Annotated in this window: 22 protein-coding genes; 13 read left to right on the forward strand and 9 right to left on the reverse strand. The window is 66.7% G+C overall.

Going from position 1 to position 25455, the window contains the following annotated elements:
* The first annotated feature begins 22 nt into the window (after nucleotides 1-22).
* A complete protein-coding gene (locus ACLBYA_RS08810) occupies nucleotides 23-658 on the forward strand; it encodes a DsbA family protein (protein ID WP_447709081.1) in 636 nt (211 codons plus the stop codon).
* Nucleotides 655-1476 (forward strand): tat pathway signal sequence, encoded by an 822-nt coding sequence (locus ACLBYA_RS08815; protein ID WP_447708994.1) that lies wholly within the window; start codon nucleotides 655-657, stop codon nucleotides 1474-1476. Before ACLBYA_RS08810 ends, ACLBYA_RS08815 begins: the two co-directional genes overlap by 4 nt.
* 3 nt (nucleotides 1477-1479) lie before the next feature.
* Here the strand turns inward: ACLBYA_RS08815 and ACLBYA_RS08820 are convergent, their stop codons facing one another.
* Nucleotides 1480-3099 (reverse strand): serine/threonine-protein kinase, encoded by a 1620-nt coding sequence (locus ACLBYA_RS08820; protein WP_447708995.1) that lies wholly within the window; start codon nucleotides 3097-3099, stop codon nucleotides 1480-1482.
* 209 nt (nucleotides 3100-3308) lie between these two features.
* On the opposite strand from ACLBYA_RS08820, the gene ACLBYA_RS08825 reads away from it, so the two are divergent.
* Nucleotides 3309-5093: a flavin-containing monooxygenase gene (locus tag ACLBYA_RS08825; protein ID WP_447708996.1), complete on the forward strand. Its 1785-nt coding sequence runs from the start codon at nucleotides 3309-3311 to the stop codon at nucleotides 5091-5093.
* A complete protein-coding gene (locus tag ACLBYA_RS08830) occupies nucleotides 5080-6300 on the forward strand; it encodes a cation:proton antiporter (protein WP_447708997.1) in 1221 nt (406 codons plus the stop codon). The genes ACLBYA_RS08825 and ACLBYA_RS08830 overlap by 14 nt, the downstream gene beginning before the upstream one ends.
* A 2-nt stretch (nucleotides 6301-6302) precedes the next feature.
* Here the strand turns inward: ACLBYA_RS08830 and ACLBYA_RS08835 are convergent, their stop codons facing one another.
* Nucleotides 6303-6923 carry a TetR/AcrR family transcriptional regulator gene (locus tag ACLBYA_RS08835; protein WP_447708998.1) on the reverse strand — a complete coding sequence of 207 codons (621 nt, stop codon included), beginning with the start codon at nucleotides 6921-6923 and terminating at the stop codon, nucleotides 6303-6305.
* A gap of 93 nt (nucleotides 6924-7016) precedes the next feature.
* Between ACLBYA_RS08835 and ACLBYA_RS08840 the strand changes: the two genes are divergently transcribed.
* Nucleotides 7017-7943 carry a metal-dependent hydrolase gene (locus ACLBYA_RS08840; protein ID WP_447708999.1) on the forward strand — a complete coding sequence of 309 codons (927 nt, stop codon included), beginning with the start codon at nucleotides 7017-7019 and terminating at the stop codon, nucleotides 7941-7943.
* On the forward strand, nucleotides 7936-9078 hold the full coding sequence (locus ACLBYA_RS08845; protein ID WP_447709000.1) for a hypothetical protein: 1143 nt from the start codon (nucleotides 7936-7938) through the stop codon (nucleotides 9076-9078). Before ACLBYA_RS08840 ends, ACLBYA_RS08845 begins: the two co-directional genes overlap by 8 nt.
* A gap of 76 nt (nucleotides 9079-9154) precedes the next feature.
* On the opposite strand, the gene ACLBYA_RS08850 is transcribed toward ACLBYA_RS08845, so the two are convergent.
* Nucleotides 9155-9994: an aldo/keto reductase gene (locus ACLBYA_RS08850; protein WP_447709001.1), complete on the reverse strand. Its 840-nt coding sequence runs from the start codon at nucleotides 9992-9994 to the stop codon at nucleotides 9155-9157.
* A gap of 8 nt (nucleotides 9995-10002) precedes the next feature.
* Nucleotides 10003-10842: an aldo/keto reductase gene (locus tag ACLBYA_RS08855; protein ID WP_447709002.1), complete on the reverse strand. Its 840-nt coding sequence runs from the start codon at nucleotides 10840-10842 to the stop codon at nucleotides 10003-10005.
* Between ACLBYA_RS08855 and ACLBYA_RS08860 the strand changes: the two genes are divergently transcribed.
* From ACLBYA_RS08860 to sepIVA, 7 genes are all read left to right on the forward strand, one after another.
* On the forward strand, nucleotides 10841-11923 hold the full coding sequence (locus tag ACLBYA_RS08860) for an alpha/beta hydrolase (protein WP_447709003.1): 1083 nt from the start codon (nucleotides 10841-10843) through the stop codon (nucleotides 11921-11923). The genes ACLBYA_RS08855 and ACLBYA_RS08860 overlap by 2 nt on opposite strands.
* 10 nt (nucleotides 11924-11933) lie before the next feature.
* Complete coding sequence (locus ACLBYA_RS08865; protein WP_447709004.1) at nucleotides 11934-12665, forward strand: DsbA family protein; 732 nt, start codon at nucleotides 11934-11936, stop codon at nucleotides 12663-12665.
* Between the two features lie 23 nt (nucleotides 12666-12688).
* Nucleotides 12689-13288, forward strand: a complete 600-nt coding sequence (locus ACLBYA_RS08870) for a vitamin K epoxide reductase family protein (RefSeq protein WP_447709082.1) — start codon at nucleotides 12689-12691, stop codon at nucleotides 13286-13288.
* A gap of 188 nt (nucleotides 13289-13476) precedes the next feature.
* The gene (locus tag ACLBYA_RS08875; RefSeq protein WP_447709005.1) at nucleotides 13477-16860 is read left to right on the forward strand and encodes a pyruvate carboxylase; all 3384 of its coding nucleotides are present in this window, start codon (nucleotides 13477-13479) and stop codon (nucleotides 16858-16860) included.
* Nucleotides 16857-17408, forward strand: a complete 552-nt coding sequence (gene rsmD, locus ACLBYA_RS08880) for a 16S rRNA (guanine(966)-N(2))-methyltransferase RsmD (protein WP_447709083.1) — start codon at nucleotides 16857-16859, stop codon at nucleotides 17406-17408. Before ACLBYA_RS08875 ends, rsmD begins: the two co-directional genes overlap by 4 nt.
* A gap of 11 nt (nucleotides 17409-17419) precedes the next feature.
* Nucleotides 17420-17896 (forward strand): pantetheine-phosphate adenylyltransferase, encoded by a 477-nt coding sequence (gene coaD, locus ACLBYA_RS08885; RefSeq protein ID WP_447709006.1) that lies wholly within the window; start codon nucleotides 17420-17422, stop codon nucleotides 17894-17896.
* Between the two features lie 89 nt (nucleotides 17897-17985).
* The gene (gene sepIVA / locus ACLBYA_RS08890; protein ID WP_447709007.1) at nucleotides 17986-18723 is read left to right on the forward strand and encodes a cell division protein SepIVA; all 738 of its coding nucleotides are present in this window, start codon (nucleotides 17986-17988) and stop codon (nucleotides 18721-18723) included.
* 1 nt (nucleotide 18724) lies between these two features.
* On the opposite strand, the gene ACLBYA_RS08895 is transcribed toward sepIVA, so the two are convergent.
* The 5 genes from ACLBYA_RS08895 to ACLBYA_RS08915 form a co-directional block, all read right to left on the reverse strand.
* The gene (locus tag ACLBYA_RS08895; protein ID WP_447709084.1) at nucleotides 18725-19918 is read right to left on the reverse strand and encodes an SfnB family sulfur acquisition oxidoreductase; all 1194 of its coding nucleotides are present in this window, start codon (nucleotides 19916-19918) and stop codon (nucleotides 18725-18727) included.
* A gap of 113 nt (nucleotides 19919-20031) precedes the next feature.
* A complete protein-coding gene (locus ACLBYA_RS08900; RefSeq protein ID WP_447709008.1) occupies nucleotides 20032-21369 on the reverse strand; it encodes an NAD(P)-binding domain-containing protein in 1338 nt (445 codons plus the stop codon).
* Between the two features lie 10 nt (nucleotides 21370-21379).
* Complete coding sequence (locus tag ACLBYA_RS08905) at nucleotides 21380-23662, reverse strand: DUF1989 domain-containing protein (RefSeq protein WP_447709009.1); 2283 nt, start codon at nucleotides 23660-23662, stop codon at nucleotides 21380-21382.
* Between the two features lie 18 nt (nucleotides 23663-23680).
* Nucleotides 23681-24055, reverse strand: a complete 375-nt coding sequence (locus ACLBYA_RS08910) for an ethanolamine utilization protein (protein WP_447709010.1) — start codon at nucleotides 24053-24055, stop codon at nucleotides 23681-23683.
* A 110-nt stretch (nucleotides 24056-24165) separates the two neighbouring features.
* On the reverse strand, nucleotides 24166-25332 hold the full coding sequence (locus ACLBYA_RS08915; protein WP_447709011.1) for an LLM class flavin-dependent oxidoreductase: 1167 nt from the start codon (nucleotides 25330-25332) through the stop codon (nucleotides 24166-24168).
* Nucleotides 25333-25455: the final 123 nt, after the last annotated feature.

Consider the following 25455-nt stretch of genomic DNA (forward strand, 5'->3'; position numbering starts at 1 on the left):
GCTGAGAACCCCGCTTGGTCGCATGCTGCTGACCGCCCTGGTGGTCATCGTCGTGACCGCCGTAGCGATCGTGGTGCTGGTCATGCGTTCCGACGATGCCGCGCAGCGCCTGCCCGCAGAAACCGGCGGTGTAGAGGTGGTCCGCGCCGACAGTCACCGACTCAACGACCCGCCCGATGCGAAGGTGACTTTCGTCGAGTTCCTGGATTTCGAATGCGAGGGTTGCCTGGCGGCCTACCCGATCGTCGAGCAGTTGCGGGCTGATTTCGGTGACCGAGTGGAGTTCGTACTGCGTTACTTTCCGCTGGCGGGGCACTTCAACGCCGAGCGCGCCGCGCGTGCTGTCGAGGCGGCCGCGCAACAGGGGCGACTGGAGGCGATGTACCACAAGATGTATGAGACCCAGCCGCAGTGGGGCGAGCGCAGCACCCCGGCCGACGATGTGTTCCGTGGATTTGCCGCGGAACTCGGGTTGGACATGGACCGTTTTGACGCCGATTATGCCGATCCCGCCACGGCCGCGCGGGTCCGCTCGGATTTCGAGGACGGCCTGGCGCTCGGTGTGATGGGCACTCCGACGTTCTTCGTCGACGGTCAGCAGATCCTGGTACAGGACCGCGACGATCTGCGGCGTGCCCTCGAACAGGCGCTGCAATGACCACCGTGCTACGGGTGGCCGTGGTCGGCGCGATACTGCTGATCGCCGCGGTGACCGGCCAGTCGGTGGCCGCCGCGGCATGCCGGGCCGGGGACACCGTGTGCGTCTTGCAGCAACGCCTCGAGGCTGCCGAGCGCTACCTGACCGACCGGCCCGGCACCGTCGGCTTTGTGCTGCGCGACCGGGTGACCGGCGCCAAGTACCGCAATGCCGCTGCGGCAAAGCCGATCTGGACAGCCTCGACCATCAAGTTGGCGATGGTCGCCGACCTGCTTGCCCGTGAACAATCCGGGTCGGTGCGACTCACTGCTGCCGACCGCGAGGACATGGTGGCGATGCTCCGCAGCTCCGACAACGACGCTGCCGACGCACTGTGGTCCCGATACGGGGGCACCACGAATGTGTTCAATACGAACTTCCCTCGGTACGGCATGCGGATGGTGAGCCCGCAACCCGGGTTCGGTGATGTCTTCCCGTACTGGGGGTTCCAGAAGGGCACAGCCGATGACTTCGACGCCCTGATGAATTTCGTGTTGACGAGCTTGCGGCCGGCGAACGCGACCGCCGTCGTCGCCGAGATGCAGCGTGTCGACGGTGACCAGCGGTGGGGTGTCTGCGGTGTCGGCCCGGCGATGACGCCCGGCTGCAAGAACGGATGGTCCCAGGAGCAGGGCGGCTGGGTGGTCAACAGTGTCGGCTTCGCAGGTCCGCAGCAGCGCTACACACTGGCGATCATGAATTCTCTCGATGGCGAGGGCGGTTACGACGACGGCGTGGCGACCACGTCCGAACTGTCACGAATCCTGCTGGCGTCCTAGCGGTTACGGCGGGTAGACCTGCTTGATGCTGCCATCCGGGTTCAGCTTCAGGAAGCCGGTGCCCGGCTCCGTCGAGTGGATGATCAGCTCCAGGCCGCCGCCCTCGGCGCCTTCGATGATCAGGTAACTGCCCGTGCCGACCGGCGCGCCCGTGTGTTGCGGCGCATTACCGAGGACGTCGGCCACCGCGTTCGTATTGATCTGGCTCAGATCGGACAGGATGTCGAAGGCGCTGGTCGACATTGATGGGCCCCACTCCTCCCAGCCGTCGCCACGGTAGGTGAAGCTGTCTTTGACGTTCGGATTGGTCGGGGTCGGTCGGTCGTAGACCGCGTATTCGGGATAGGCCACCAGGGAGAAGCCCATGGTGTCACCGAACTTGTCGCGCATCGTCTGCAGCAGACCGGTCAGCCCGTCGGCGGTCTGGATCTGCGGCGGGCTCACCGGTGTCGGAGTGGCCGTCGGTGGGTTGGTTTGCGGTGCAGATGTATTCGTGCTGCGACGCTGAGTTTCGGTCGGGCTCGCCAGCTGCTGGCCCGGAGCGGGTCCGTCGTCTCCGCTCATCACCAACACGACGGCGACCACGGCGATGACCAGTGCGGCGACGAGTCCGATCGGGATGAGGATTGCCGGACCGCGCCACCACGGCTGGGCGGCCGCGGGCTGCCACGGCGGCGGTGCCGGCCAATGATGCGGTGGTGGCTGGTGCCCCATCGGTGGGGCACCCGACGGCGGATACGGCGTTGCAGCCGGGAAGGGGGCCGGTGTCGGGGCCGGCCAGTGCCCCGCCGTGGGCTGCGCATGCGCGGCGGAGGGGCTGACCGCGGCGCGGGCGGCGGCGGCGAGTTCTCCGGTGGTGGGGTAGCGGTGCTCGGGTTTCTTGGCCATCCCCGTCGCGATGACCTGATCCATCTGCGGTGAGATACCGGGCTGCATGGTCGAGGGCCGTGGCGGCGGCAGTGTGAGGTGGCCGGTTATCTGGCGTTCGACGCTGTCACCCGGGAACGGCTGCGATCCGGTGAGGCACTCGTGCAGCACACACGTCAGTGCATAGATGTCCGCCCGGGCGTCGGAGCTGTCGCTGGACAGCCGCTCGGGCGCCATGTAGGCCAGCGTGCCGATGGTGGATCCGGTGCTGGTGAGTTTGGTTCCGCCGGTGCTCTGGGCGATCCCGAAATCGATCAGATAGGCAAAGCCCTCGGGTGTCACCAGGATGTTGGAGGGCTTGACATCGCGGTGCACCAGCCCGACCCGGTGCGCGGCCTGCAGTGCCGCGGCGATCTGCTCGGTGATGGCGACGGCTCGCTGCGGAGACAGCGGTCCACCGTCGAGAAGCTCGTTGACGGTCTTGCCGTCGATCAGCCGCATCGTCACGTACAGCCGGCCGTCGATCTCGCCGAAATCGTGGATCGGGACGATATGTGGCTCGTCCAGGCCGGCAGCCATCTGCGCCTCACGGCGGAAGCGTCGTTGGTAGGTGTCGTCGTCGGCGAGGTTGGGCGGCAACACCTTCAGGGCGACCAGCCGGTTCATCGCGGTGTCGAAGGCTTGCCACACTTCGCCCATACCGCCGCGACCCAGCACCTTCACCAGGCGGTAGCGGCCGAACGGGGTGCCTTCCACCGGCTAACCATAAGGCACGCCGATGCCCGACTCGTGAGCTGCGGTCATCCGCTACGGAAATGGGCGCTGGCACCGCTTCGAAGATCGTCGCCAGTACTGGGAAAACCTGTGCGATTCCTGTGAGGGCAAGGCCCCCACCAGCGGGAACATCTCGCTAAAGTGAGCTTCCCTAACGTTAATTTTGTTTGCTGGAAGGCGCGGTGGGTGTCATGAGGGTGTGTGTTGTCGGTGCGGGTCCGTGTGGGCTGACGACGATCAAACAGCTGGTGGACGAGGGGCACGACGTCGTGTGCTTCGACAAGAACGCCGACATAGGCGGGATCTGGTTCCGGTACGAGGGCGACGGCGATCAGATGAAGGCCTACGACAATCTGGCGTTGACGATATCGATGAAACTGATGGCGTACTCGGATCATCCGTTCGCCGGCGGCAGGGTGTTCTACAACCGCGCGCGCTATCTGGAGTACCTCAACGACTACGCCGAGCGATATCAGTTGCGGGACCGGGTGCGCGCGGGCCATGCGGTGACCGACATCCGGCGTGCCGGTGACGGCTGGACCGTCGTGGTGCGCCACGACGGGCTGGAGAGCAGGCACGAATTCGACGCGGTCGCCGTCTGCTCGGGACCGTTCAAGACGCCCAATCGCACCATCGGTGGGCTGGAGGACTTCACCGGGGAGATCGTGCACTCGTCGGAATACCGGGACAACGAACGATTCCGGGGCAAACGTGTGCTGATCGTCGGGCTTGCCGAATCCGGTGGCGACATCGTCCGCGAGATCGCCGACGTGGCGGCCGAGTGCACACTGTCGATCCGCTCGTATACCTACCTGCTGCCGCGGATCGTGGATGTCGACCGCACGACCGACCACGGGACCGTCCGCGCGCACCACCACGAGATGTACCGGCGCGCCACGACACGTCCGCTCGTCCCCGCCACGGTCTGGGGTCACAGCGTGGCGGCCAAGTTCCTCGTCCTGCTGGCCTCCGTCGTCTACGGTTGTGCGGCAACCGTGTTCGGCGCGCTGCGCGGGATCGGCCGCCGACGGTCGGCGGCCGAGACCGGCTCGAATCCGATGGGCGAGCCCCGCCATCCGGCGAAGATCGACATCGGCACACTCGACAACGCCGCGAACCGGAATCTGATCAGGACGTGGAACCATCGGTCGCATCCGCAGGGCAGCTGGAGCCAACGGGGCATCTTCTGCAAGAACGTCAGCTTCATCCCGGCCATCGCTGAAGGGCGGGTCATCGTCAACGATTCCGGTATCCTCAGCGCGCAGGGCGACAGCGTGCTCTTCCGTGATTCGGCCGTCGGGGAATTCGACACCGTGGTGCTGTGCACCGGTTTCACCCAGGATCTGTCCCTCGGTGACCTGACGGTGACCGACGGCAATGTGCGCAATCTCTATAAGCACTTCCTGCATCCCGAGCATGGCGGAACGGTCGCCTTCATCGGGTTCGTCCGACCGTTCTCCGGGGGAATTCCGGTCTGCGCCGAGATGCAGGCCCGATACTTCGCGCGGGTCTGCAGTGGAAAGCTGCAACCTCCGACCGATCTGGACGATGTCATCCGCGCGGACCGGGAATGGGAGGAGTACTGGACGGCGCTGAGCCCGCGGCACACCGAGTCCATTCCGTCGCAGATTCTCTACCTCGACTCCCTGGCCCGCGAGATCGGCTGCCTGGTGCCGTGGTGGAAAATGGTGATCAACCCGAAACTGTTCGTGCAGTTGTGGTTCGGGAGCTTCAACCCGTCGGGATACCGCATCGTGGGTCCACACAACCGCGGCGCTGCGGCGCTGGAGGATCTGTACTCCGAACCCGTCGCCAACAAGAAGGACACCGCGCTGCGTTTCTCGCTGCTGCAGTTGATGCCGTCGGGAGTTCATCCCAGAGACCTGATGGGTGAGTCCAAGGCGGTCGCCCGGCTGGGAACGCACGGGGCCCGGATCGGCGGGTCCGCTGTGGTCGACGCCGATGCCGCTCGGTGATGCCCTGGCGGGGCTGACCACGCTCGCGGCGATCGTGCTGGCGTCGCACGCCCTCGCGACGCTGTTCGCCCGCTGCGGGCAACCCAGAGTGCTCGGGCCCATCACACTCGGAATCGCTACCGCCACCGCGCTGGCGGCGTGCGAGGAAGCGTTGGGCTGGACGCCGATGACGGACCCGTCGTTGCATCTGCTTCAGGATGTCGGCACCGCGGGACTGCTGCTGCTGATGTTCTCGGTCGGTGCCGAACTGCGCGGTGCCGGAAAGACCGGTGGTACCGCGACCGGGTGGCGATTGATGGCCAGCGTGCTGCTCCCGATCGCGGTGTGCGCTGCGGCGGCGTGGCCGTTCGCGGATCTGCTGCGGGCGCCGCGTGGGAGCCCGCACTGCGGATGGGTGTTCGTCGGTATCGCCCTGGGCGTCACCGCGGTACCCGTACTGGTACTCATCATCCGCGACCTCGGCATCGCCGGACTGCCGGTTGCCCGGGCGGCGTTGCACATCTCGGTGGTCACCGACGGACTGGCATGGATCCTGGTGTCCGGCATGGTGATTGCCGGTACTGACCGGCACCTGCTGTCCGGCCCGGCACTCGCTGTCGGCATGATGATGCTGGGCGTGGTGACGGTGGTCATCCCGTACGCCACGCGCCGCCTGGCGGTGACCCACGGCGGTCGACGGGTGGTCCTGATGGTGGTCGCCGCGCTGGCCGGTGGGGCCGCCACGCAGCTGTTGGGATTTCACCCGGCGATCGGCGCCATCGTCGCGGGCTTCTGTTTCCCGGCTGCGGTGGTCGACGAGTCGGCCGGCACGGCCTTCGGTGCGGCACTCGACCTGCTGCTACCGGCCTTCTTCGTCAGCGCGGCGATAGCCGTTCCGCTGCAGGCGCTGCGCGAGCTGGGTAGTTGGCCCGGGGTGGTCTGCCTGGTCACCCTCGGTGCGGTAGCCGTGGCGGCGAAGTTGATCTCGGGAATGGTCTTCGGGGCGGTCAGTAAGTGGCCGGTCCGGATGTCGGCGAGTCTGGGGGCGTTGCTGAACTGTCGTGGCGTCACCGAGATTGCGGTGGCCACCGTGGGTTTCGATTCGCAACTGATCGGCCCGTTCGCATTCGCAGTGCTGTGCGGGCTGGCGATGGTCAGCGTGGTGGTGACCGCGCCGCTGTACCGGGCGTTCGCCGCTCGGGAGGTCGCGACCTCGGCGCCAGGCTGAGCTCAGCCGGCCTCGGTCCGCGTCTGCTGTGCGGCGACCGCACCGCCGAGCCAGCGTCGCAGAAAGCTCCGCAATTGGTCCGGCGAGCGGTTGGTGTCGTTGGGCGCGACGAAGAACGACAGCATGGTGCGCAACGTGAACTCCACCAGCTCGTGCAGGCTGTCCTCGTCGTATCCGTGTGCGGCCCAGTCGACGTCGAAGCGGTCGACCATTCGCATGCCGATGGCGCGGGCCTCCTGTGAGGTGAGCGCCTCACTGCGGTTGTGCGGGTAGGACTCCGACAACAGGATGCCGAGGTGCGGTGTGCGGGTGATCTCGTCGAGGGTGAACAGCGTGCCCTCGGTGATGGCCTCGGCCGGATCGTGGATCCCGCGCACCTGGGCCGCGAGCCGGTCCAGGAAGGCATCCACCGAGGCCATTGCCACCGCGTGCATCAGCGCATCCGAGGTGGGGAAGTACCGGTACACGGTCTGCCGGATGATGCCCAGTGAATTGGCCACATCGGCCAACGAGATCGCCGCCCCGGTGGCGCTCACGAGGTCTACGGCGGCGGTGACGATGCGCAGGGTGGCTTCGTCATCGGTCTGCGGGGGATCCCCGCCCCATCCGCGCCTGCGTGCCATCGGCACCTTCCTTTCGGGTACGCGACGCTAGCACGCGGAAAGTAATCATACAGTTAGACGCTTTCACGTATGATCGTGTGATAGTTTCCGGTCATGACCGACCTCCAGGTGCGCAAGATGCGCTTCGCTTTTGCCGACCACGACGTGCCATTTCTGTGGAATGAGACGAACCCTGCGTTCTCGGCGATGGCCAATGCGGTGTCCTTTCTGGCCATCGCGTTCGAGAAGATGATCGTCAGCACCATGGCAGAGGCCAAGCCGCTGTTGGTCGACTCGCCGATCGCCGACGAGGCCGACGCCTTCGTCCGCCAGGAGGGCCAACATTCGATGGCGCACCGGCAGCACGCCCGCGGACTCATCAAGGCCTACCCGGCGCTCAAGGAGACCCTCGACGAGGTGATCGCGGCATTCGACGATCTGGTCGCCAACAAGCCGCTCAAGTACCGGTTGGCCTACACCGCCGATCTGGAGGCGACGTTCACCCCGGTGTTCAAGCTGATGCTCGACAATGACGCCACCCTGTTCGCGCCGGGTGACGACCGGGTGGCCTCGCTGTTCCTGTGGCACTTCGTCGAAGAGGTCGAACACCGCAGTTCCGCGCTGATCATCTACAACGATCTGGTCGGCGACCCGTGGTACCGCGCCAGGGTGGCGCCGTCGATCTTCAAACACGTCCTCGACGTCGTGCGGATGGCGTGTGACGGTTTCAACCGGCATATCCCGCTGGAGGTGCGAAAGGTCGACGCCGTGTCCACCTTTGCACTCGAACGCGCCAAGAACGCGCTGCTGCAACGGGTCGGCCGGCGGCCGGATTACGGCCCGTTCCAGAGTCCGTTCCCGAATCTGGGCAAGCGCGAAACACTCACGGCGCTGGTCGGTATCGTGCGCTCTCAGATCCCTGGCCACGATCCGACACACGAGAAGTTGCCCGCGCTGGCCGGCGAATGGTTCAAACGTTATGACGAGGGATATGACGTGACCCAGTGGTATACGAGCCAGGAGGTGGCCGCCGATGTCTGATCTGTGTCGCCCCACCTTCGAGCAACTCGCCGAGCGGCTGGGTTTCAGCTGCGCCGAGGCCGGTGGACTGGTCGAGGTCCGCAATCCGTTCGCACTGGAGAACTGGACGCTGCCGGTGCTCGAGCTGACGATCATCGTCGGCGCCGTCCTGGCCCTGGTGTACGCGGTGATCCGGCTGCGGCGCCACGGTGACGCCACCAACCTGGTGCTGTGGTTCGGCGCGATCGCCTACCTGTTGATCATCGAGCCGCCGCTGTACTTCCCGGCTGCGTTCGGCATCGAGGAACACATCGACACGATGTTCGCGCACAACGTGTTCACCGTCGAATTCCTCTGGGGCAGACTGCCGCTCTACATCGTCGCCATCTACCCGTTGATGGCCACCATCGCCTTCGAGATCGTCCGGACCCTCGGCGTCTTCCGGCGCTACGGCACCTTGGTCGGCGCCGTCTGCGTCGGCTTCGTGCACCACGCCTTCTATGAGGTTTTCGATCACCTCGGCCCGCAGCTGCGGTGGTGGGAGTGGACGCTGGAACATCCGATGAACCAGCCGCTCCTGGATTCGGTGCCGCTGCCCAGCGTCGTCGTGTTCGCGGCGCTGTGGCCGATGTCGCTGGCGTTCTGTGTGCAGTTCTTCGTCGGACGACACGTCGACCGCGGCCGGCGTTTCACCGGCGGACAGATCGTCTGGCGCACGGTTGTCGTCGGCCTGTTGGCCTCGATCGGCACCGTCCTGCTGCCGTCGCCGGCGACGATCATCGGCTCCTTCACCAACTTCACCGTCATGGGTGTGGTGTATGCGCTGGAGCTGGTGGTGATCACCGTGGTGGCGGTGCCGGTGCTGGTCAAACAGTGGCAGCGGTTGCGCAACACCGCGGCCTCGGCCACCGAGGCGCGCTACGTCAATCCGCCGATGATCCGTTACGGGGTGCTCTATCTGGCGGTGATGGCCGTGCTGTGGGTGACCGCGCTGCCCGCCTACTTCGGTGCCGTGGACGGGGTCACGGCCAACGGCGATCCGATCGGCAGCCTGTGGTACACGGTGTTGTGCTTCGTCATCGCCGGCCTGAGTGCCTTTGCCGCGCTGACGGTTTCGGCGGCACGGCCGGTGAAGCAGCCCGTTTCGGTGTCCTGAGAGCCCGCCGAGCAGACGCAAACTCCCCCGGAAACGTTGGTTTCGGGGGAGTTTGCGTCTGCTCGTGAGTAAAGGGCTAACTACCGGTATAGGTGGCCGGGTCCGGCCGGAACCGGGTGCCGTCGTCCAACGCGGTGAGCGCAGCCTGGTGCTCGGCGGCCAACTCGAAATCGAACACGTCCAGGTTCTCGGCGATCCGTTCCGGCTTCGCCGAGCGGGCCACCACCGAGTTGTCCAACTGCAGATTCCACCGGATCAACACCTGGGCCGGGGTCTTGCCGTACTCGGCGGCGATCCCGGCGACCGTCGGGTTGTCCAACAGCTTGCCGACACCCAACGGGCTGTAGGCCTGGGTGACGATGCCGTGCTCGGCGTGCGCGGCGCGCTGTTCGGTCTGCACGAGCTGCGGGTGCAACTCGATCTGGTTGACCGTGGGCACCACGTAGGACAGGTCGATGATGTTCGACAGGTCCTCGGGAGTGAAGTTCGCGACACCGATCGACTTGGTCAGGCCGTCCTCACGGACGCGCAGCAGCCCACCCCAGCTGTCGACGTACTTGCCGGTGTCACCGCCGGGCCAGTGGATCAGATACAGGTCCACGTAATCGAGCCCGAGCTTTTCCAGGCTGACCTTGGCGGCATCCTGGGAAGCCTGGAAACCCTGATCGCCGGTGGCCAGCTTGGTGGTGACGAAGATCTCGGCGCGCGGAATCCCCGACGCGGCGATGGCCCGGCCGACACCGGCCTCATTTCCGTAGGAGGCAGCGGTATCGATAAGGCGCACACCGATTTCCAGTGCGGCCGCAACGGCGTGCTCGGCCTCGGCGTCGGTCAGCTCGCCGACGCCGAGGCCGAGAACCGGCATCGTGTTGTCGTCGTTCAAACCGGTATTGGGCACCGCTGCTGCCGATGTCATTGTCCTGCCTATCCCGTGAAGTTGAAGGTGCGTGGGTCGGGCCCCAACCGGTTCCCGTCATCGAGCGTCGCGATGGACGCGACGTCCGCCGCGCTCAGCTCGAAGTCGAACACGTCGAAGTTACTCGCTATCCGATCGGGGTTCACCGACTTCGGGATGACGATATTACCCAGCTGCAAGTGCCACCTGATCAGCACCTGGGCTGGCGTTTTGCCGTGCGCCTCGGCGACGGTTGCCACGGCGGGATCGTCGAGCAGACCGCCCTGACCCAGCGGGCTCCACGACTCGGTGGCGATGCCGAGCTCGGCGTGCAGGTCGCGCAACTCCTGCTGGGGTAGCCGCGGGTGCAGTTCGATCTGATTCACCGTGGGTACGATGCCGGTGCCGTCGATCAGCGTCCGCAGGTGCTCGGGCGCGAAGTTGCTGACGCCGATGGATCGGACCCGGCCGTCGTCACGCAACTTCGCCAGTGCCTTGAAGCTCTCGACGTACAGGTTGATCTCGGGCAGCGGCCAGTGGATCAGGTACAGGTCCACGTAGTCGACATCCAACTTCGCGACACTGGCGTCGAAGGCCGCCAGGGCCTTGTCATAGCCCTGTTCGGCGTTCCACAGCTTGGTGACCAGGAAGATGTCCTCGCGCGGTACCCCGGAGGACTTCAGTGCCTGGCCCACCTCGGTCTCGTTCTCGTAGGCGGCCGCGGTGTCGATGTGCCGATAGCCGGTACGCAGCGCGCTCTCCACGGCAACCCTGGTGTCCTCGGGCGGGGTCTGCCAGACTCCCAACCCGACCGTGGGAATCGAATTTCCGTCGTTCAGTAAGAGCGTGGGGCTTGAAGGGGCAGTCATGACGCAGAGTCTGCCAGCGCGGCAGAACCCGAGCCCGGCGCGGCTCAAGGTCGCGAACGTCGCGAGCCGGGTATCGGTACCGGTGATGGCACGCATCCCGAACCCGGTGAAGCGGCTGCTGCTGGGCCGACGTTCGGTCACCATCGACGGCAACACCTTGGACACCAGCCTGCAGTTGCTGCTGACCGCGCAACGGGCATCCCGGATTGGGGGCCTCGTGGCCAGCGACGACGTCGCCGTCGCCCGCGCCCAACTCGACGCCGCGTCGGCCGCGTTCGGCACCGACATCGTAGTGCCGACACACGATTTCACCGTGCCGGGACCGGCCGGGCCGCTCACCGTGCGGCACTATCGCGCCGAGCCGGGCGCACCGCTGCTGGTTTTTCTTCACGGTGGCGGTTTTGTCGTCGGCAGCCTCACCACGCACGACGGGTTCTGCCGTCGGCTCAGCCAGGACGCCGGAGTGCACGTGCTGTCCGTCGACTACCGGCTGGCTCCCGAACACAAGGCGCCGGCGGCCGGTGAAGACTGTTTCGCGGCCTACCGGTGGGCGCTGGAGAACGCCGCCGAGTTGGGTGCCGATCCGGAACGGGTCGCCATCGGCGGCGACAGCGCGGGCGGCAACCTTGCCGCGGTGGTCACCCAGGCGGCCCGGGATGAGGGTGTGGCGCTGCCGGCGCTGCAGCTGCTGATCTACCCGATGGTCGATCCGGTGGCCGAGACCGTGTCGCGGTCGCTGTTCGCCGACGGCTTCTTCCTGACCAAGGCCGATATCGAGTGGTTCGACCTGCATTACATCGATGGAGCCGAGATTCCGCAGGACGACCCGCGGGTGTCGCCGCTGCGCGCCCCCGACCTGTCGAGGCTGTCCCCGGCACTGCTGGTCACCGCTGGTTTCGACCCGCTGCGCGACGAGGGTCGGGCGTATGCCGAGGCGCTGGCCGCCGCCGGGGTCCCGGTCGATCACCGTGAGTACGGCTCACTGGTCCACGCGTTCATCAATTTCTTCCCCCTCGGCGGCGACAGTGAACTCGCCGTGGCCGACCTCACCTCGGCGCTACGGGCTCATCTGAGCCGGTAGGCTGCATTCCGTGGCGAACAAACCGAAGAAGCAGGCCAGTTACGACTTGAAGGCCGCTGACCGTAAGCGCAACCTTCTCGTCCAGATCGGGCTGACCTCGGTCGTCGTCCTGTTCGCGGTGGCGCTGGTGCTGTGGATCGTGCTGTCGGGTGAGACCAAGCCCGACGCCGGTGAGGCACGGGCTGTTCGCGTCGAGACCAGCGATGTGGTGAAGAACGACGACGGCGTCGACCCCAAGGTGGTGCTCTCGGTCTACGAGGATCCGCTCTGCCCGCACTGCGGCGCCTTCGAGAAGGCCTTCGGTCCCACCATCAACCAGCTCATCGACAAGGGCGTCATTGCCGTCGACTACTACATGGTCGGCATCCTGAACAGCGCCGCCAACCAGAACTACTCGTCGCGCGCCAGCGGTGCGGCCTACTGCGTGGCCGACGAGTCCAATGAGGCCTTCCGCCGATTCCACGGCGCCCTTTATGCCCAGCAGCCGCAGGAGGTCGGCGGCGCCTACCCGACCAACACCCAGCTGGCCGAGACCGCGCGCCAGGCCGGCGCCGGCGGCACCGTCGCCGAGTGCATCGACAAGGGCCGCTACGTGGAGATGGCCGCGGGCATGGCTCAGGCGACGGGTATCAACGCCACCCCGACCGTGCGGATCAACGGTGAGGACTACCAGTACAGCACTCCGGAGGCCCTGGTCGGCGAGATCAAGGAGATCGTCGGCGACGTGCCGGGGCTCCCGTGACCACTGAGCTACCCGCCGCCGATATCGACTCGGCCGAGCCCGCGGCGGAGACGGGCGGGCTGCGCAAGGCCAGCGCGATCGGGGTGCTGATCGCCGGTGTGCTCGGCCTGGCCGCCGCAGCCGCGCTGACCATCGAGAAGATCGAGATCCTGATCGATCCGAGCTATGTGCCGTCGTGCAGCCTGAACCCGGTGCTGTCCTGCGGGTCGGTCATGACCACACCGCAGGCCTCGGCGTTCGGATTCCCCAACTCGCTGATCGGCATCATCGCCTTCACCGTCGTCTTGGTGACCGGCGTGCTCGCGGTGGCCAAGGTGGCGCTGCCGCGCTGGTACTGGACCGGGCTGGCCATCGGCACCGCGCTCGGCGTGGCGTTCGTGCACTGGCTGATCTTCCAGAGCCTGTACCGGATCGGTGCACTGTGCCCCTACTGCATGGTGGTGTGGGCGGTGACCATCCCGCTGCTGGTGATCGTCGCCTCGATCGCGCTGCGCGCCGAGGGCGCGACCGGGGTCGGCGGGGTGGTCTATCAGTGGCGTTGGTCGCTGGTTGCACTGTGGTTCACCGCGGTGCTGCTGCTGATCCTGGTCCGCTTCTGGAACTACTGGTCGACGCTGCTCTGATTCGGCTTCAACGTTGCCGAATTTTCACAGCCGGGGGATCCGGCGCGGTGAGCAATCCGCTGGTCAGTATCCTCATACATGCACATCAGCCCGCAATTTGGTGCTGCCCTGTGCGCCGAATCTGACAACTGGACCGACCAGTTCGGTCCGGGCCGTCGCGATCCGAAGGTGAAGAGGAGACGAGTTCGATGATTTCGAAGCTCTTGGTGGCCAATCGCGGCGAGATCGCCATCCGCGCGTTCCGCGCTGCGACCGAGATGAACATCGCGACCGTCGCGGTCTATCCGTTCGAGGACCGCAATTCGCTGCACCGGTTGAAGGCCGACGAGTCGTATCAGATCGGCGAGGAGGGCCACCCGGTCCGGGCCTACCTGTCGGTGGACGAGATCATCCGGGTCGCGAAGCATGCCGGCGCGGATGCGGTCTATCCGGGTTACGGGTTCCTGTCCGAGAATCCCGAGCTCGCTTCGGCGTGTGCGGCCGAGGGCATCACCTTTGTCGGACCCTCTTCGGATGTGTTGGAGCTGACCGGGAACAAGGCCCGCGCGATCGCGGCGGCCAAGGCCGCCGGCCTGCCGGTGCTGACCTCCTCGGAACCGTCGGACTCGGTGGACGACCTGGTCGCCGTATCGGAATCGATGGAATTCCCGCTGTTCGTCAAGGCCGTCTCCGGCGGCGGTGGCCGCGGCATGCGCCGCGTCGCAGAGGCCTCGGGCCTGCGTGAGGCGGTGGAGGCGGCCTCGCGGGAGGCCGAGTCGGCCTTCGGCGACGGCCGTGTCTACCTCGAGCAGGCGGTCATCAACCCGCGCCATATCGAGGTGCAGATCCTGGCCGACGGCGCCGGCAACGTGATCCACCTGTTCGAGCGGGACTGCAGCCTGCAGCGCCGGCATCAGAAGGTCATCGAACTCGCGCCGGCGCCCAACCTGGACCAGGCCGTGCGCGAGAAGATCTGCAATGACGCCGTCGCGCTGGCCCGCCATATCGACTACTTCTGCGCGGGCACCATCGAGTTCCTGCTCGACGAGCGCGGCCACCACGTCTTCATCGAGTGCAACCCCCGAATTCAGGTGGAACACACGGTGACCGAGGAGATCACCGATGTCGATCTGGTGTCCAGTCAGCTGCGCATTGCCGCGGGGGAGACGCTGGCCGATCTCGGGCTGAGCCAGGACGGCCTGCAGATCCGGGGCGCTGCCATGCAGTGCCGGATCACCACCGAGGACCCGGCCAACGGTTTCCGGCCCGACACCGGCCGCATCACCGCCTACCGGTCCCCGGGGGGCGCGGGAGTGCGCCTCGACGGTGGCACCCACATCGGTGCCGAAATCAGTGGCCATTTCGACTCGATGCTGGTCAAGTTGACCTGTCGGGGGCGGGATTTCGACACCGCGGTGCGACGAGCACGGCGGGCGGTCGCGGAGTTCCGCATCCGCGGTGTGTCATCGAATATCCCGTTCCTGTTGGCGGTCATCGACGATCCGGATTTCCGGGCCGGGCGGGTGACGACGTCGTTCATCGACGAGCGCCCGCAGTTGTTGACCTCGCACACCCCGGCCGACCGGGGTACCAAGATCTTGAACTATCTGGCCGATGTCACCGTCAACAAGCCCCACGGGGAACGACCGTCAGCCGTTTACGCACAGGACAAACTGCCCCCGTGCGATCTGAAGAGCAAGCCGCCGGCCGGTTCGAAGCAGAAGCTCGTGGAGCTGGGGCCGGAGGGTTTTGCCAAGTGGCTCAAGGACTCCCCGGCTCTGGGCGTGACGGATACGACGTTCCGGGATGCCCATCAGTCGTTGCTGGCCACCCGGGTCCGGTCCAACGGGTTGTTGTTGGTGGCGCCCTATATCGCACGGTTGACCCCGCAGTTGCTGTCGGTGGAGTGTTGGGGTGGCGCGACCTACGATGTGGCGCTGCGGTTCCTGAAGGAGGATCCGTGGGAGCGGTTGGCCGCGTTGCGGGAGGCGATGCCCAATATCTGTCTGCAGATGTTGCTGCGGGGCCGCAACACCGTGGGCTACACCCCGTATCCGGAGTTGGTGACCCAGGCTTTTGTGGATGAGGCGACCGCGACCGGGGTGGACATCTTCCGGATCTTCGACGCGCTGAACAATGTGGAGTCGATGCGGCCGGCCATCGACGCGGTGCGCGCCACGGGGACCGCGGTGGCCGAGGTCGCGATGTCCTACACCGGGGACCTGTCGAACCCGGCCGAGGATCTCTACACCCTGGACTACTACCTGCGCCTGGCCGAGCAGATCGTCGAGGCCGGCGCGCATGTGCTGGCGATCAAGGACATGGCCGGACTGTTGCGCCCGCAGGCCGCCACCAAGCTGGTGACGGCACTGACCGAACGGTTCGATCTGCCGGTGCATGTGCACACCCATGACACCCCGGGCGGGCAGCTGGCGACCTATCTGGCGGCCTGGACCGCCGGTGCGTCGGCGGTCGACGGTGCCTCGGCGCCGTTGGCGGGCACCACGAGTCAGCCGGCGCTCTCGGCGATCGTGGCCGCCACCGCGCATACAGATCGCGACACCGGCCTTGATCTCACAGCGGTGTGTGATCTGGAGCCGTACTGGGAGGCGTTGCGCAAGGTGTATACGCCGTTCGAGGCCGGGCTGCCCGCCCCGACCGGGCGGGTGTACACCCACGAGATCCCGGGTGGGCAGTTGTCGAATCTGCGTACCCAGGCCGTCGCGTTGGGGTTGGGGGATCGGTTCGAGGATGTCGAGAACGCCTATGCCGGTGCTGATCGGGTGTTGGGCCGGTTGATCAAGGTGACCCCGTCGTCCAAGGTGGTCGGCGATCTGGCGTTGGCGTTGGTGGGTGCCGGGGTGGATGCGTCAGAGTTCGCCACCGACCCGGACCGCTACGACATCCCTGACAGTGTGATCGGGTTCCTGCGGGGTGAGTTGGGGGATCCGGCCGGTGGTTGGCCGGAACCGTTGCGCAGCAAGGCGTTGCAGGGCCGCGCCGACGCCAAACCGGAAACCCCGCTCTCGGCCGAGGACGAGGTGGCGCTCAAGACCGGTGGGCGCAACCGCCAGGAAGTGCTGAACCGGCTGCTGTTCCCGGGGCCCACCAAGGAGTTCCAGGCACACCGTGAGCAATACGGCGACACCTCGACGCTGAGCGCCAACCAGTTCTTCTACGGCCTGCGGCAGGGTGAAGAGCACAAGGTCGTTCTGGAACGCGGTGTGGAGCTGCTCATCGGGCTGGAGGCGGTGTCCGAGGCCGATGAACGCGGGATGCGGACCGTGCTGTGCATCCTCAACGGCCAGCTGCGCCCGGTGCTGGTGCGCGACCGCAACATCGCCAGCGATGTCGCCGCTGCCGAGAAGGCCGACAAGACCAACCCCGACCACATCGCCGCCCCGTTCGCCGGTGTCGTCACCGTCGGTGTGGCCACCGGTGACACGGTCGACGCGGGGCAGACCATCGCGACCATCGAGGCCATGAAGATGGAGGCGGCGATCACCGCACCCAAGGCCGGCACCGTGGCCCGTATCGCGGTCACCGGCACCGCCCAGGTCGAGGGCGGCGACCTGCTGGTGGTCGTGAGCTGACCCGGATCATCGCCGGAGTCTACGGCGGGCGCCGAGTCTCGGTGCCCGCCAGTGGGACTCGTCCCACCACCGACCGGGTGCGCGAATCGCTGTTCAATGTGCTCGCCGCGCGTATCGATTTCGACGGGATCGCCGTGCTCGATCTGTACGCCGGATCCGGTGCACTGGGTCTGGAGGCACTCTCACGGGGGGCGTCCTCGGCGCTGTTCGTGGAATCGGACCGGCGCGCCGCCGCGGTGATCGAGACGAACATCGTCACGCTCGGTGTCCGCGGTGCCGCGGTGCGCCGCGCACCCGTGGTGAAGGTTCTCCAATCCACCGGGCGCCCGGTCGATCTGGTGTTTGCCGACCCGCCGTACGAGGTGAGCACCGGCGCCGTCGAGGGTGTACTGGCCGCGCTGGTCACCAACGGATGGGTGCGTCCGGGTGCGCTCGCGGTGATCGAACGGCCGGCCGGTTCTCCGGTGCTGACCTGGCCCACCGGCTGGGCAGGCGAGGAAGAGCGCCGCTACGGAGACACCCGACTGGAGTTCGGCGGTATCGCGTAGCGTCTGGGGACATGACTGGCGCCGTATGTCCCGGATCCTTCGACCCCGTCACGCTCGGCCACGTCGACATCTTCGAACGGGCTGCCGCCCAGTTCGATGAGGTCGTGGTGGCGGTGCTGGTCAATCCCAACAAGAAGGGGATGTTCAGTGCCGAGGAACGTATCGAGTTGATCGAGGCCTCGACGACACATCTGCCCAATCTGCGCGCGGAATCCGGTTCGGGATTGGTCGTCGACTTCGTCAAGGAGCGTGGCCTTACCGCGATCGTGAAGGGTCTGCGCACCGGTACCGACTTCGAGTACGAGCTGCAGATGGCCCAGATGAACAAGCATGTCGCCGGTGTGGACACCTTCTTCGTGGCGACGACACCGCAGTACTCGTTCGTGTCCTCGTCGCTGGCCAAGGAGGTCGCCACGTTGGGCGGCGATGTCTCCGACCTGCTGCCCGAACCGGTGAACAAACGTCTGCAGGCCAAGCTCAAGGGGTAGTTTTCCGCGACACACCGGCCACAAAACCAAGTCACACGAGTAACACCAGGCACACTGGTCACTAACAACTACGCCTGGAGGGTGCTGCCGTGTACCGAGTGTTTGAGGCCCTTGACGAACTCAGCGCGATCGTCGAAGAAGCGCGTGGTGTCCCGATGACGGCCGGCTGCATGGTCCCGCGCGGCGATGTCCTGGAATTGCTCGACGACATCAAGGACGCCATCCCGGGCGAGCTGGACGATGCCCAGGACGTGCTGGATGCCCGCGACGGCATGCTCAACGAGGCCCGCGACCACTCCCAGTCGATGGTCGCCACCGCCACCGCCGAGGCCGACTCACTGGTCGACCACGCCCGCGGCGAGGCCGACCGGCTGCTGGCCGACGCCAAGGCCCAGGCCGACCGGATGGTCGCCGAGGCCCGCGCCCACAGCGACCGGATGGTCGGCGAGGCCCGCGAGGAGGCCGGCCGGATCGTGTCCACCGCCAAGCGCGAATACGAGGCCACCACCGGGCGCGCCAAGTCCGAGGCCGACCGCCTGATCGAGAACGGCAACGTCTCCTACGAGAAGGCCGTCCAGGAAGGCATCAAAGAGCAGCAGCGGCTGGTGTCGCAGACCGAGATCGTGCAGACCGCGACCGCGGAGGCGACCCGGTTGGTCGACACCGCGCATGCCGAGGCGGATCGGTTGCGCGGCGAATGCGATATCTACGTGGACAGCAAGCTCGCCGAGTTCGAGGACTACCTCAACGGCACGCTGCGTTCGGTGAGCCGGGGCCGGCACCAGCTGCGCACCGCCGCCGGCACCCACGACTACGCCACCCGGTAACTCAAAGCTGGCCGTGTCGGGGCGGTTTCGTCGCCGACAGCGTGTAGCGCCCGATGTGCTGTAGCTTCCACCGCGTCGCATCGTGCAACGTGTGGGTGCGGGCGTCGCGCCAGTAGCGGGACAGATTCGCCGCACCGGAGGCGCTGCGCGTCCCACCCAACTCGAACAGGGTGCTCGACGCCTCGAGTGAGGCCCGGGTGGCGGCGACCTTGGCCACCGCGACGGCCACCGACGCCTGCGCCGCACTGTCCTCACTCAGATCGGCCGCGGCAGCATCAACCGTCCGGGCGGCCTCGGTCAGCAGCGCCTGGGCACCGCGGACCGTCACCGTCAGCTCGCCGGCCAGATGCACGACCGTCGGGTCGTCGGCCGCGGTGTCGACGCCGGCCTCGAAATGCGGACGGGCCTTGGCTGCCTGTCGGACCCCCTCGGCCAGCGCGGCCGTGGCGATCCCGACATCCAGTGCGGCGTGGAACAACTGGGCCCGCGCCCCATACACACTGGGCTGCTTGAAGATCGGGGTAAACGGCACCACCTGGGCGGCCGGCACCCGGACGGCCTGCAGTGTCACCGTGCCGGATGCGGTGGTGCGCTGACCCATCCCGTCCCAGTCGTCGACGACCTGCAGGCCATCGATATCGGTCGGCACGAAGGCCAGAGCCTTCGAGGTCGACGATGTCGGGGTCTCACCGGGATTGTCGGGTAGCGACGCCCGCACGATCACCCAATCGGCGAACAGCGCGCCCGTGGAGTAGTACTTACGCCCGTCGAGCAGATAGCTGCCCGGCTCGGTCTGCACCAAGGTCGTGGCATCCACATCGATGGGGTGCGGCCCCCGTTCGGACTGGGCATTGGCGAACAACGCACCGCCGAGCACCTTCTCGTAAAAGAACGCCTGCTGGGCGTCGGTGCCCCGCAGCCGCAACGCCTCCAGGAAGGTGTAGTGCGAATGCGGGATCTGCGCCAGCGACGGATCGCCGTGCGCCAGCAGCCGGAACACCTCGGCCAGCACGGCCGCCGGCGCGGCGATGCCGCCATATGCCACGGGTACCGTCAAGGCCAGCAGCCCAGAATCCTTGAGGGCCTGCACCTGTTCATGCGGTAGCTCACGGCCGGCGTCACGCGCCGCCGCGCCCTCGGCGAACAGCGCGGACAGGTCGGCGGCCACTGCCAGCGCCTGTGCGGTGTCGGCGATCCGGGTGGCGGTCCCGCTGCCTACGGAGTGAAGACGTGGAGTCACCTCGGGATCATGCCCAGCCTTCGTGATCCGTACACGCGTTCGGTTCAGGGTGATTGTTTCGCCGCGAGTTATCGCTGCAGGAACCGGGCCAGACTATCGTCGAGTTCGGACCACCACGTGGTGCTCGGTACCGGACCCACCGTGCCGGTGCACGGAGAGGCGAAGGATTTGTCCCGGTAGCCGGTGATGCTCTCGTCTTTGTCGTGCTCCCAGGTGACAAAATGCTGCCGCACCATCTCCAGGTCGAAGGTCCGGTAATCGGTCAGCGTCATAAGATCGCGTACATAGTCGGTCTGGAAGTCGATCTGGCCCATGATGTCCTCGACCGCGGCGTACTTGGCCAACCAGGTGTCGACGTCGGCGGCCATGGTGTCGGCGCTGGGCAGCACCAGTCGGCCCAGCACCACATCCCGCGCGAGGAAGGCCTGCGCATCGAACATGTTGAACGTGTAGTACTGATCCTGCATGCCCAGGTACAGCAGCTTCGGGTTCGCCGTCCACACCACGCCCTTGTACAGCCCGGCCGGGTACAGGTTGTTCGGTGTCTCCAACCGCAGCGCGGGATCGATGAACGGGAAGTGATGCTGGTAGCCCGTACACAGCACGATGGTGTCGACCTCGCGGCTGGTGCCGTCGGAGAAGTGCGCGGTGCGACCCGAAACATGCTGCAGTGCCGGGACTTCGGTGATGCCGTCCGGCCACCCGAAGCCCATCGGCGCAGTGCGGTAGGCGATCGTGATGGATGCCGCGCCGTACTTGAGTGATTGCAGCGCGATGTCCTCGGCCGAGTAGCTGCTGCCCAGGATCAACAGGTCCTTGCCGGCGAACTCGACGGCATCGCGGAAGTCGTGGGAGTGCAGGATGCGCCCCGGGAAGGACTCGAAGCCGGGGTACTCGGGCACGACGGGGGTGGAGAAGTGCCCGGTGGCGACGATGACGTGGTCGAACGTCTCGGTGCGCAGCACACCGGTCCCGGACTCCCAGTTCTCGACGGTCACCGCGAAACCGTCACCGGCCGCGCTGATATCGCGTACCGCGGTGTCGAACTGGATGAACTGACGCACGTTGCTCTTCTTGGCCCGGCCGATGATGTAGTCGTAGAGCACCTCCCGCGGCGGGAACGACGGAATCGGACCGCCGAAGTGCTCGTCGAAGCTGTAGTCGGCGAACTCCAGGCATTCTTTGGGGCCGTTGGACCACAGGTAGCGGTACATGCTGCCGTGCACCGGATCGCCGTGTGCGTCCAGGCCGGTGCGCCAGGTGTAGTTCCACAGCCCGCCCCAGTCGCTCTGCTTCTCGAAGCACACCACCTCGCCGACGTCGACACCGTCGGCGCGGGCCTGTTCGAAGGCGTGCAACTGGGCCAGACCGCACGGGCCTGCGCCGATCACAGCGGTTCGGGTCATCGGGTTCTCCTCACGAGCGGGGCCGGGACTTGTCGGGGTCGTAGAACGGGAACGTGGTGACGGTGGCGGGAATCCGCTTGCGGTGGCCGTCGAGCTTGCCGATCTCGACGCGGGTGCCGGGCTCGGTGTACTGAATCGCGAGGCGGCACAACGCGATGCTGGCGCCCAGCACGGGGGAGCGGACCCCGCTGGTCACCACGCCCACCCGGGAGCGGCCGATGTGCACACAGTCGCCGTGGTCGGCGGTTTCGTTTCCGTCGAGTCGCAGACCGACCAGTGCGCGCTGCGGGTGCGTCTTGCGTTCCAACAGCGCCGCGCGGCCGATGAAGTCGTCGGTCTTGGTCTTGAGCGGCACGGTGAACCCGATACCTGCCTCGAACGGGTCGATCTGGTCGTCGAACTCGTGGCCGGCGGCCACCAGACCCGACTCCACCCGCAGCAGCTCGAGGGCCTCCAGGCCGAGCGGGGCCAGCCCATGCGGTTCACCGGCCCGCCACACCGCATCCCAGAGCGCCGTGGCGTCGTCGGGATGCACCCACAGCTCGAAGCCGAGTTCACCGGAGTAGCCGGTTCGCGAGACCAGTAGCGGGATACCGTCGGGCCCGCCGAGGCGTCCGACCAGGAAGCGGAACCACCCGAGATCACGCAACGCAGGTTGGGTGGGTGGTGTCCAGATGAGCTCGGCGAGCAGATCGCGGCTGGCCGGCCCCTGCACGGCGATATTGTGCAGTTGATCCGACGAGTCCTTGATCCACACCTGCTGCAGGCCCAGCTTCTCGGCCTGGGTACGTAACCAGATCCCGTCGTAGGGATCACCGCCGACGAACCGGAAGTTGTTGTCGCCCAGCCGCATCACCGTGCAGTCGTCGACCACACCACCGGCCTCGTTGCACATCGCGGAGTACACCACCTGGCCGCGAGCGAGCTTGCGGATGTTGCGGGTCAGCGTGGTCTGCAGCAATGCCTCGGCATCCGGTCCCAGCACCTCGAACTTGCGCAGCGCGGACAGGTCCATCACTGCCACACGTTCCCGACAGGCCCAGTACTCCTGGTGCGGACCGTAGTTGTCAAAGCTCGTGGGTAACCAGTAGCCCTGGTACTCGGTGAAACTCGAGGTCAGTTCGCGGGTTCGGGTGTCGAACGCCGACGGTTTGGTCAGTACCGGATCGGCGTCCGGTGTCAGCCGGTGTCCCACCGCCACAGAGAACCTCCTGGTGGAGTCGTAGACGCGTATGTGGATATCGGTGGGCAGCCAGCCATTGGCCGGATCGATATCGTCCGGACAGGCCGAGGAGGCACAGACCAGGTCGGTACAGGCCCGCAGCAGCACGTAATCGCCGGCCCGCGACCACGGTTCGTCCGAGGTCAGCTGGTGTGCCGCGTCGAAGGCGGTGTTGTAGAACAGGTTCAGCGCCGGCCACCCCGCGCGGGCGGCCACCCCGTACCGGCTCAGCGCGGCGTTGAAGTTGTCCGTGCAGTTGATGTGTCCGGGGTAGCCGAAATCGGCGTAGTACTTCGCATTACACGCCAGCGCAAAGGTGTCGTGCCGGCCGACGGTATCGCGCACCACCTCGATCAGCGGTCGGGCCCGGCCGTCGAAGAACTTGCCGGCCAGCCCGGGCTGGGGATAACTGCCACCACCGATGGTGCGGGTGGTGGTGGCGTCGAGTCCGTACTCGTGGCCGGTGTCCAGACCGCGCGCATCGAACGCCAGAAAATCCGAGCACTGTTTACCCAGCACGTCGATCACCTGGATGAACTGTCCGGCGCAGATTTCGTAGGACGATGCGGTGGACGCGTCGATCCGCATGTCCCACAACGGTTCGGCCAGCGGCGCGGGCAGTTCACGTTCCTCGGGCCGCAGCGGGCGGGCGCGGTGCACCTCCAGCAGTAGCTCCGAGGGTGGGTTGGCGTCATCGTTGAGCAGACTCATCGGTGCCGCCGGCGCGGCGGCCAGCACCACCGCATCGGCGTCGACCGCGAAGCCGACCCGGGCACCCGCCGGTGAGTCGCCACCGAACAGCCGGATGGCGCGGGCATCGGCCTGGTCGACGTCGAGCAGCGACAGGATCCGCCCGGCGGCATAGCCGTTCTCGTCGGGTCCGGCCACCAGTCGGCGCAACACGGTGGCCGGCGCGTCGTGCACCGCGCCGGCAACGGCATGCGGATCGGTGGCCAGCACCGTCAGCTCGGCCGGCTGCCTGCCGTAGCGGTCGATGACCTCGAAACGGTCACCGCCGGCCACGGTCAGCGCGGTGACCGAGCCGGGCGCGACCCGGAAACGTTCGATCATGGCGTCCCGCAACGGGATCTAGGGTGCGAACGACCGGTAACCGACGTAGAAGGCCAACGCACGATCCGGCGTCGAGAACAGGATGCGCGAGCCCTTGGGGAAGAAGATGGCGTCCTTGGCGCGGGCGATCTGCACCTGGCCGGTGTCCGGGTTCTCCAGCCGGAACTCGCCTTCCAGGACGACCTTCATCTCGTCGTAGGCATAGTAATAGTCCAGCGGCGCATCGGTATTGCGCAGTTCGAAGTAGCCCGAGCACATCGGCACGCCGTCCGGGTTGGCGTAGACGTCGTCGATGAAGCCCTCGGTGCCCGGGTACTGCGTCAAGGGCATCTGCGGCAGTGTCTCCCAGAAGCCGGATGTCACCTGGAAGATGGGTGGGGCGGTGCTCGTCACTGGACCTCCATCGTGATTTCTCTCATGAAACAACGTCTGATGAGAGGAAACCAGTCTGGGGTTTCGGCAACATTACGCCGACGTTAGGGCTCCAGAACGCCTGCGGTGCGTCAGCGGGCGCCGACAAACGGGATCGACACGCTCGGTGCCTCATGGGATCCCGAGTTGAACAGTCCGCGCTGCCGCAGGATCGGCACCACACCCTCCCCGAACCAGAACAACTCCTCCAGGTGCGGGTAGCCGGAGAAGATGAACTCGTCGATGCCGATGGCCGCGTACTCGGCGATCCGCTCGGCCACCTCGGTGTGGCTGCCGACCAGCGCCGTGCCCGCCCCGCCGCGCACCAGGCCGACACCCGACCACAGGTTGGGGGCGATCTCCAGACTCCGTGCGTCACTCCAGGTTCCGTTGGTGCGGTTGGCCTCGTGCAACGCCAGCATCCGCTTCTGACCCTCGGACTGGCTGCGTGCTAGCCCGGCCTGTGCGTTGGCGACGGTCTGCTCGTCCAGGGCCGCGATCAGCTTGTCGGCCTGTGCCCAGGCTTCCGCGGAGGTGTCCCGGGAGATGGTGTGCAACCGGATGCCGAAACGCAGTCGGCGACCCTGTTCTTCGCCGAGTGCCCGGATCCAGGCGATCTTCTCGGCGACCGCGGCCGGCGGCTCACCCCAGGTCAGATAGACATCGGAATGCCGCGCGGCGACCGGCCCGGCCGCCTTGGAGCTGCCGCCGAAGTACAGCGGCGGGATCGGATTCGGCGGCACCGCCAGCGCCGCCTCCTCGACGTCGATGTAGGTGCCCTTGTGGGTGACGGTCTCACCGGCCCACAGCCGGCGCACCACGTCGAGGAATTCGTCGGCCCGGTGATACCGCGCGTCCTTGTCCAGGTGATCGCCGAACGCGCGCTGCTCGTGCGCCTCACCGCCGACCACCACGTTGAGCAGGATGCGCCCCGGCGCGTGCCGCGCGAACGTCGCCGCCATCTGCGCCGACAGTGTCGGGCTGACCAGGCCCGGGCGGAACGCCACCAGGAAGGCCAGCGAGGTGGTCTCGCGGGCCAAGAGCGCGGCGGTGACGAACGCGTCCTCGCACCACGCTCCGGTCGGGATCAGCGCACCGGTGAAATCGAAGCGCTCCGCGGCCCGCACGATCGATGCCAGATAGTCGATCGAGGCCTCCCGATCGCCACTGGCCGACCCGGCCGGCGTACCGTGCCCGCCACCGACGATCAGCCGGCTGTCGCCGTAGGTGGGCAGAAACCAGTGCAACTTCACGGTCACAGAATTCGTCCTTACGCAGCCAGTTGTCCTCGTGCCGTCGAGTATCGGCCGCCGCCGCGGCAGCGACGGTTCCGCGCGGCGCCCGGTGCCGGACGCAATGACCTCACCGGCTACGGGACGGGC

This window comes from Mycobacterium sp. C31M, assembly GCF_053345865.1.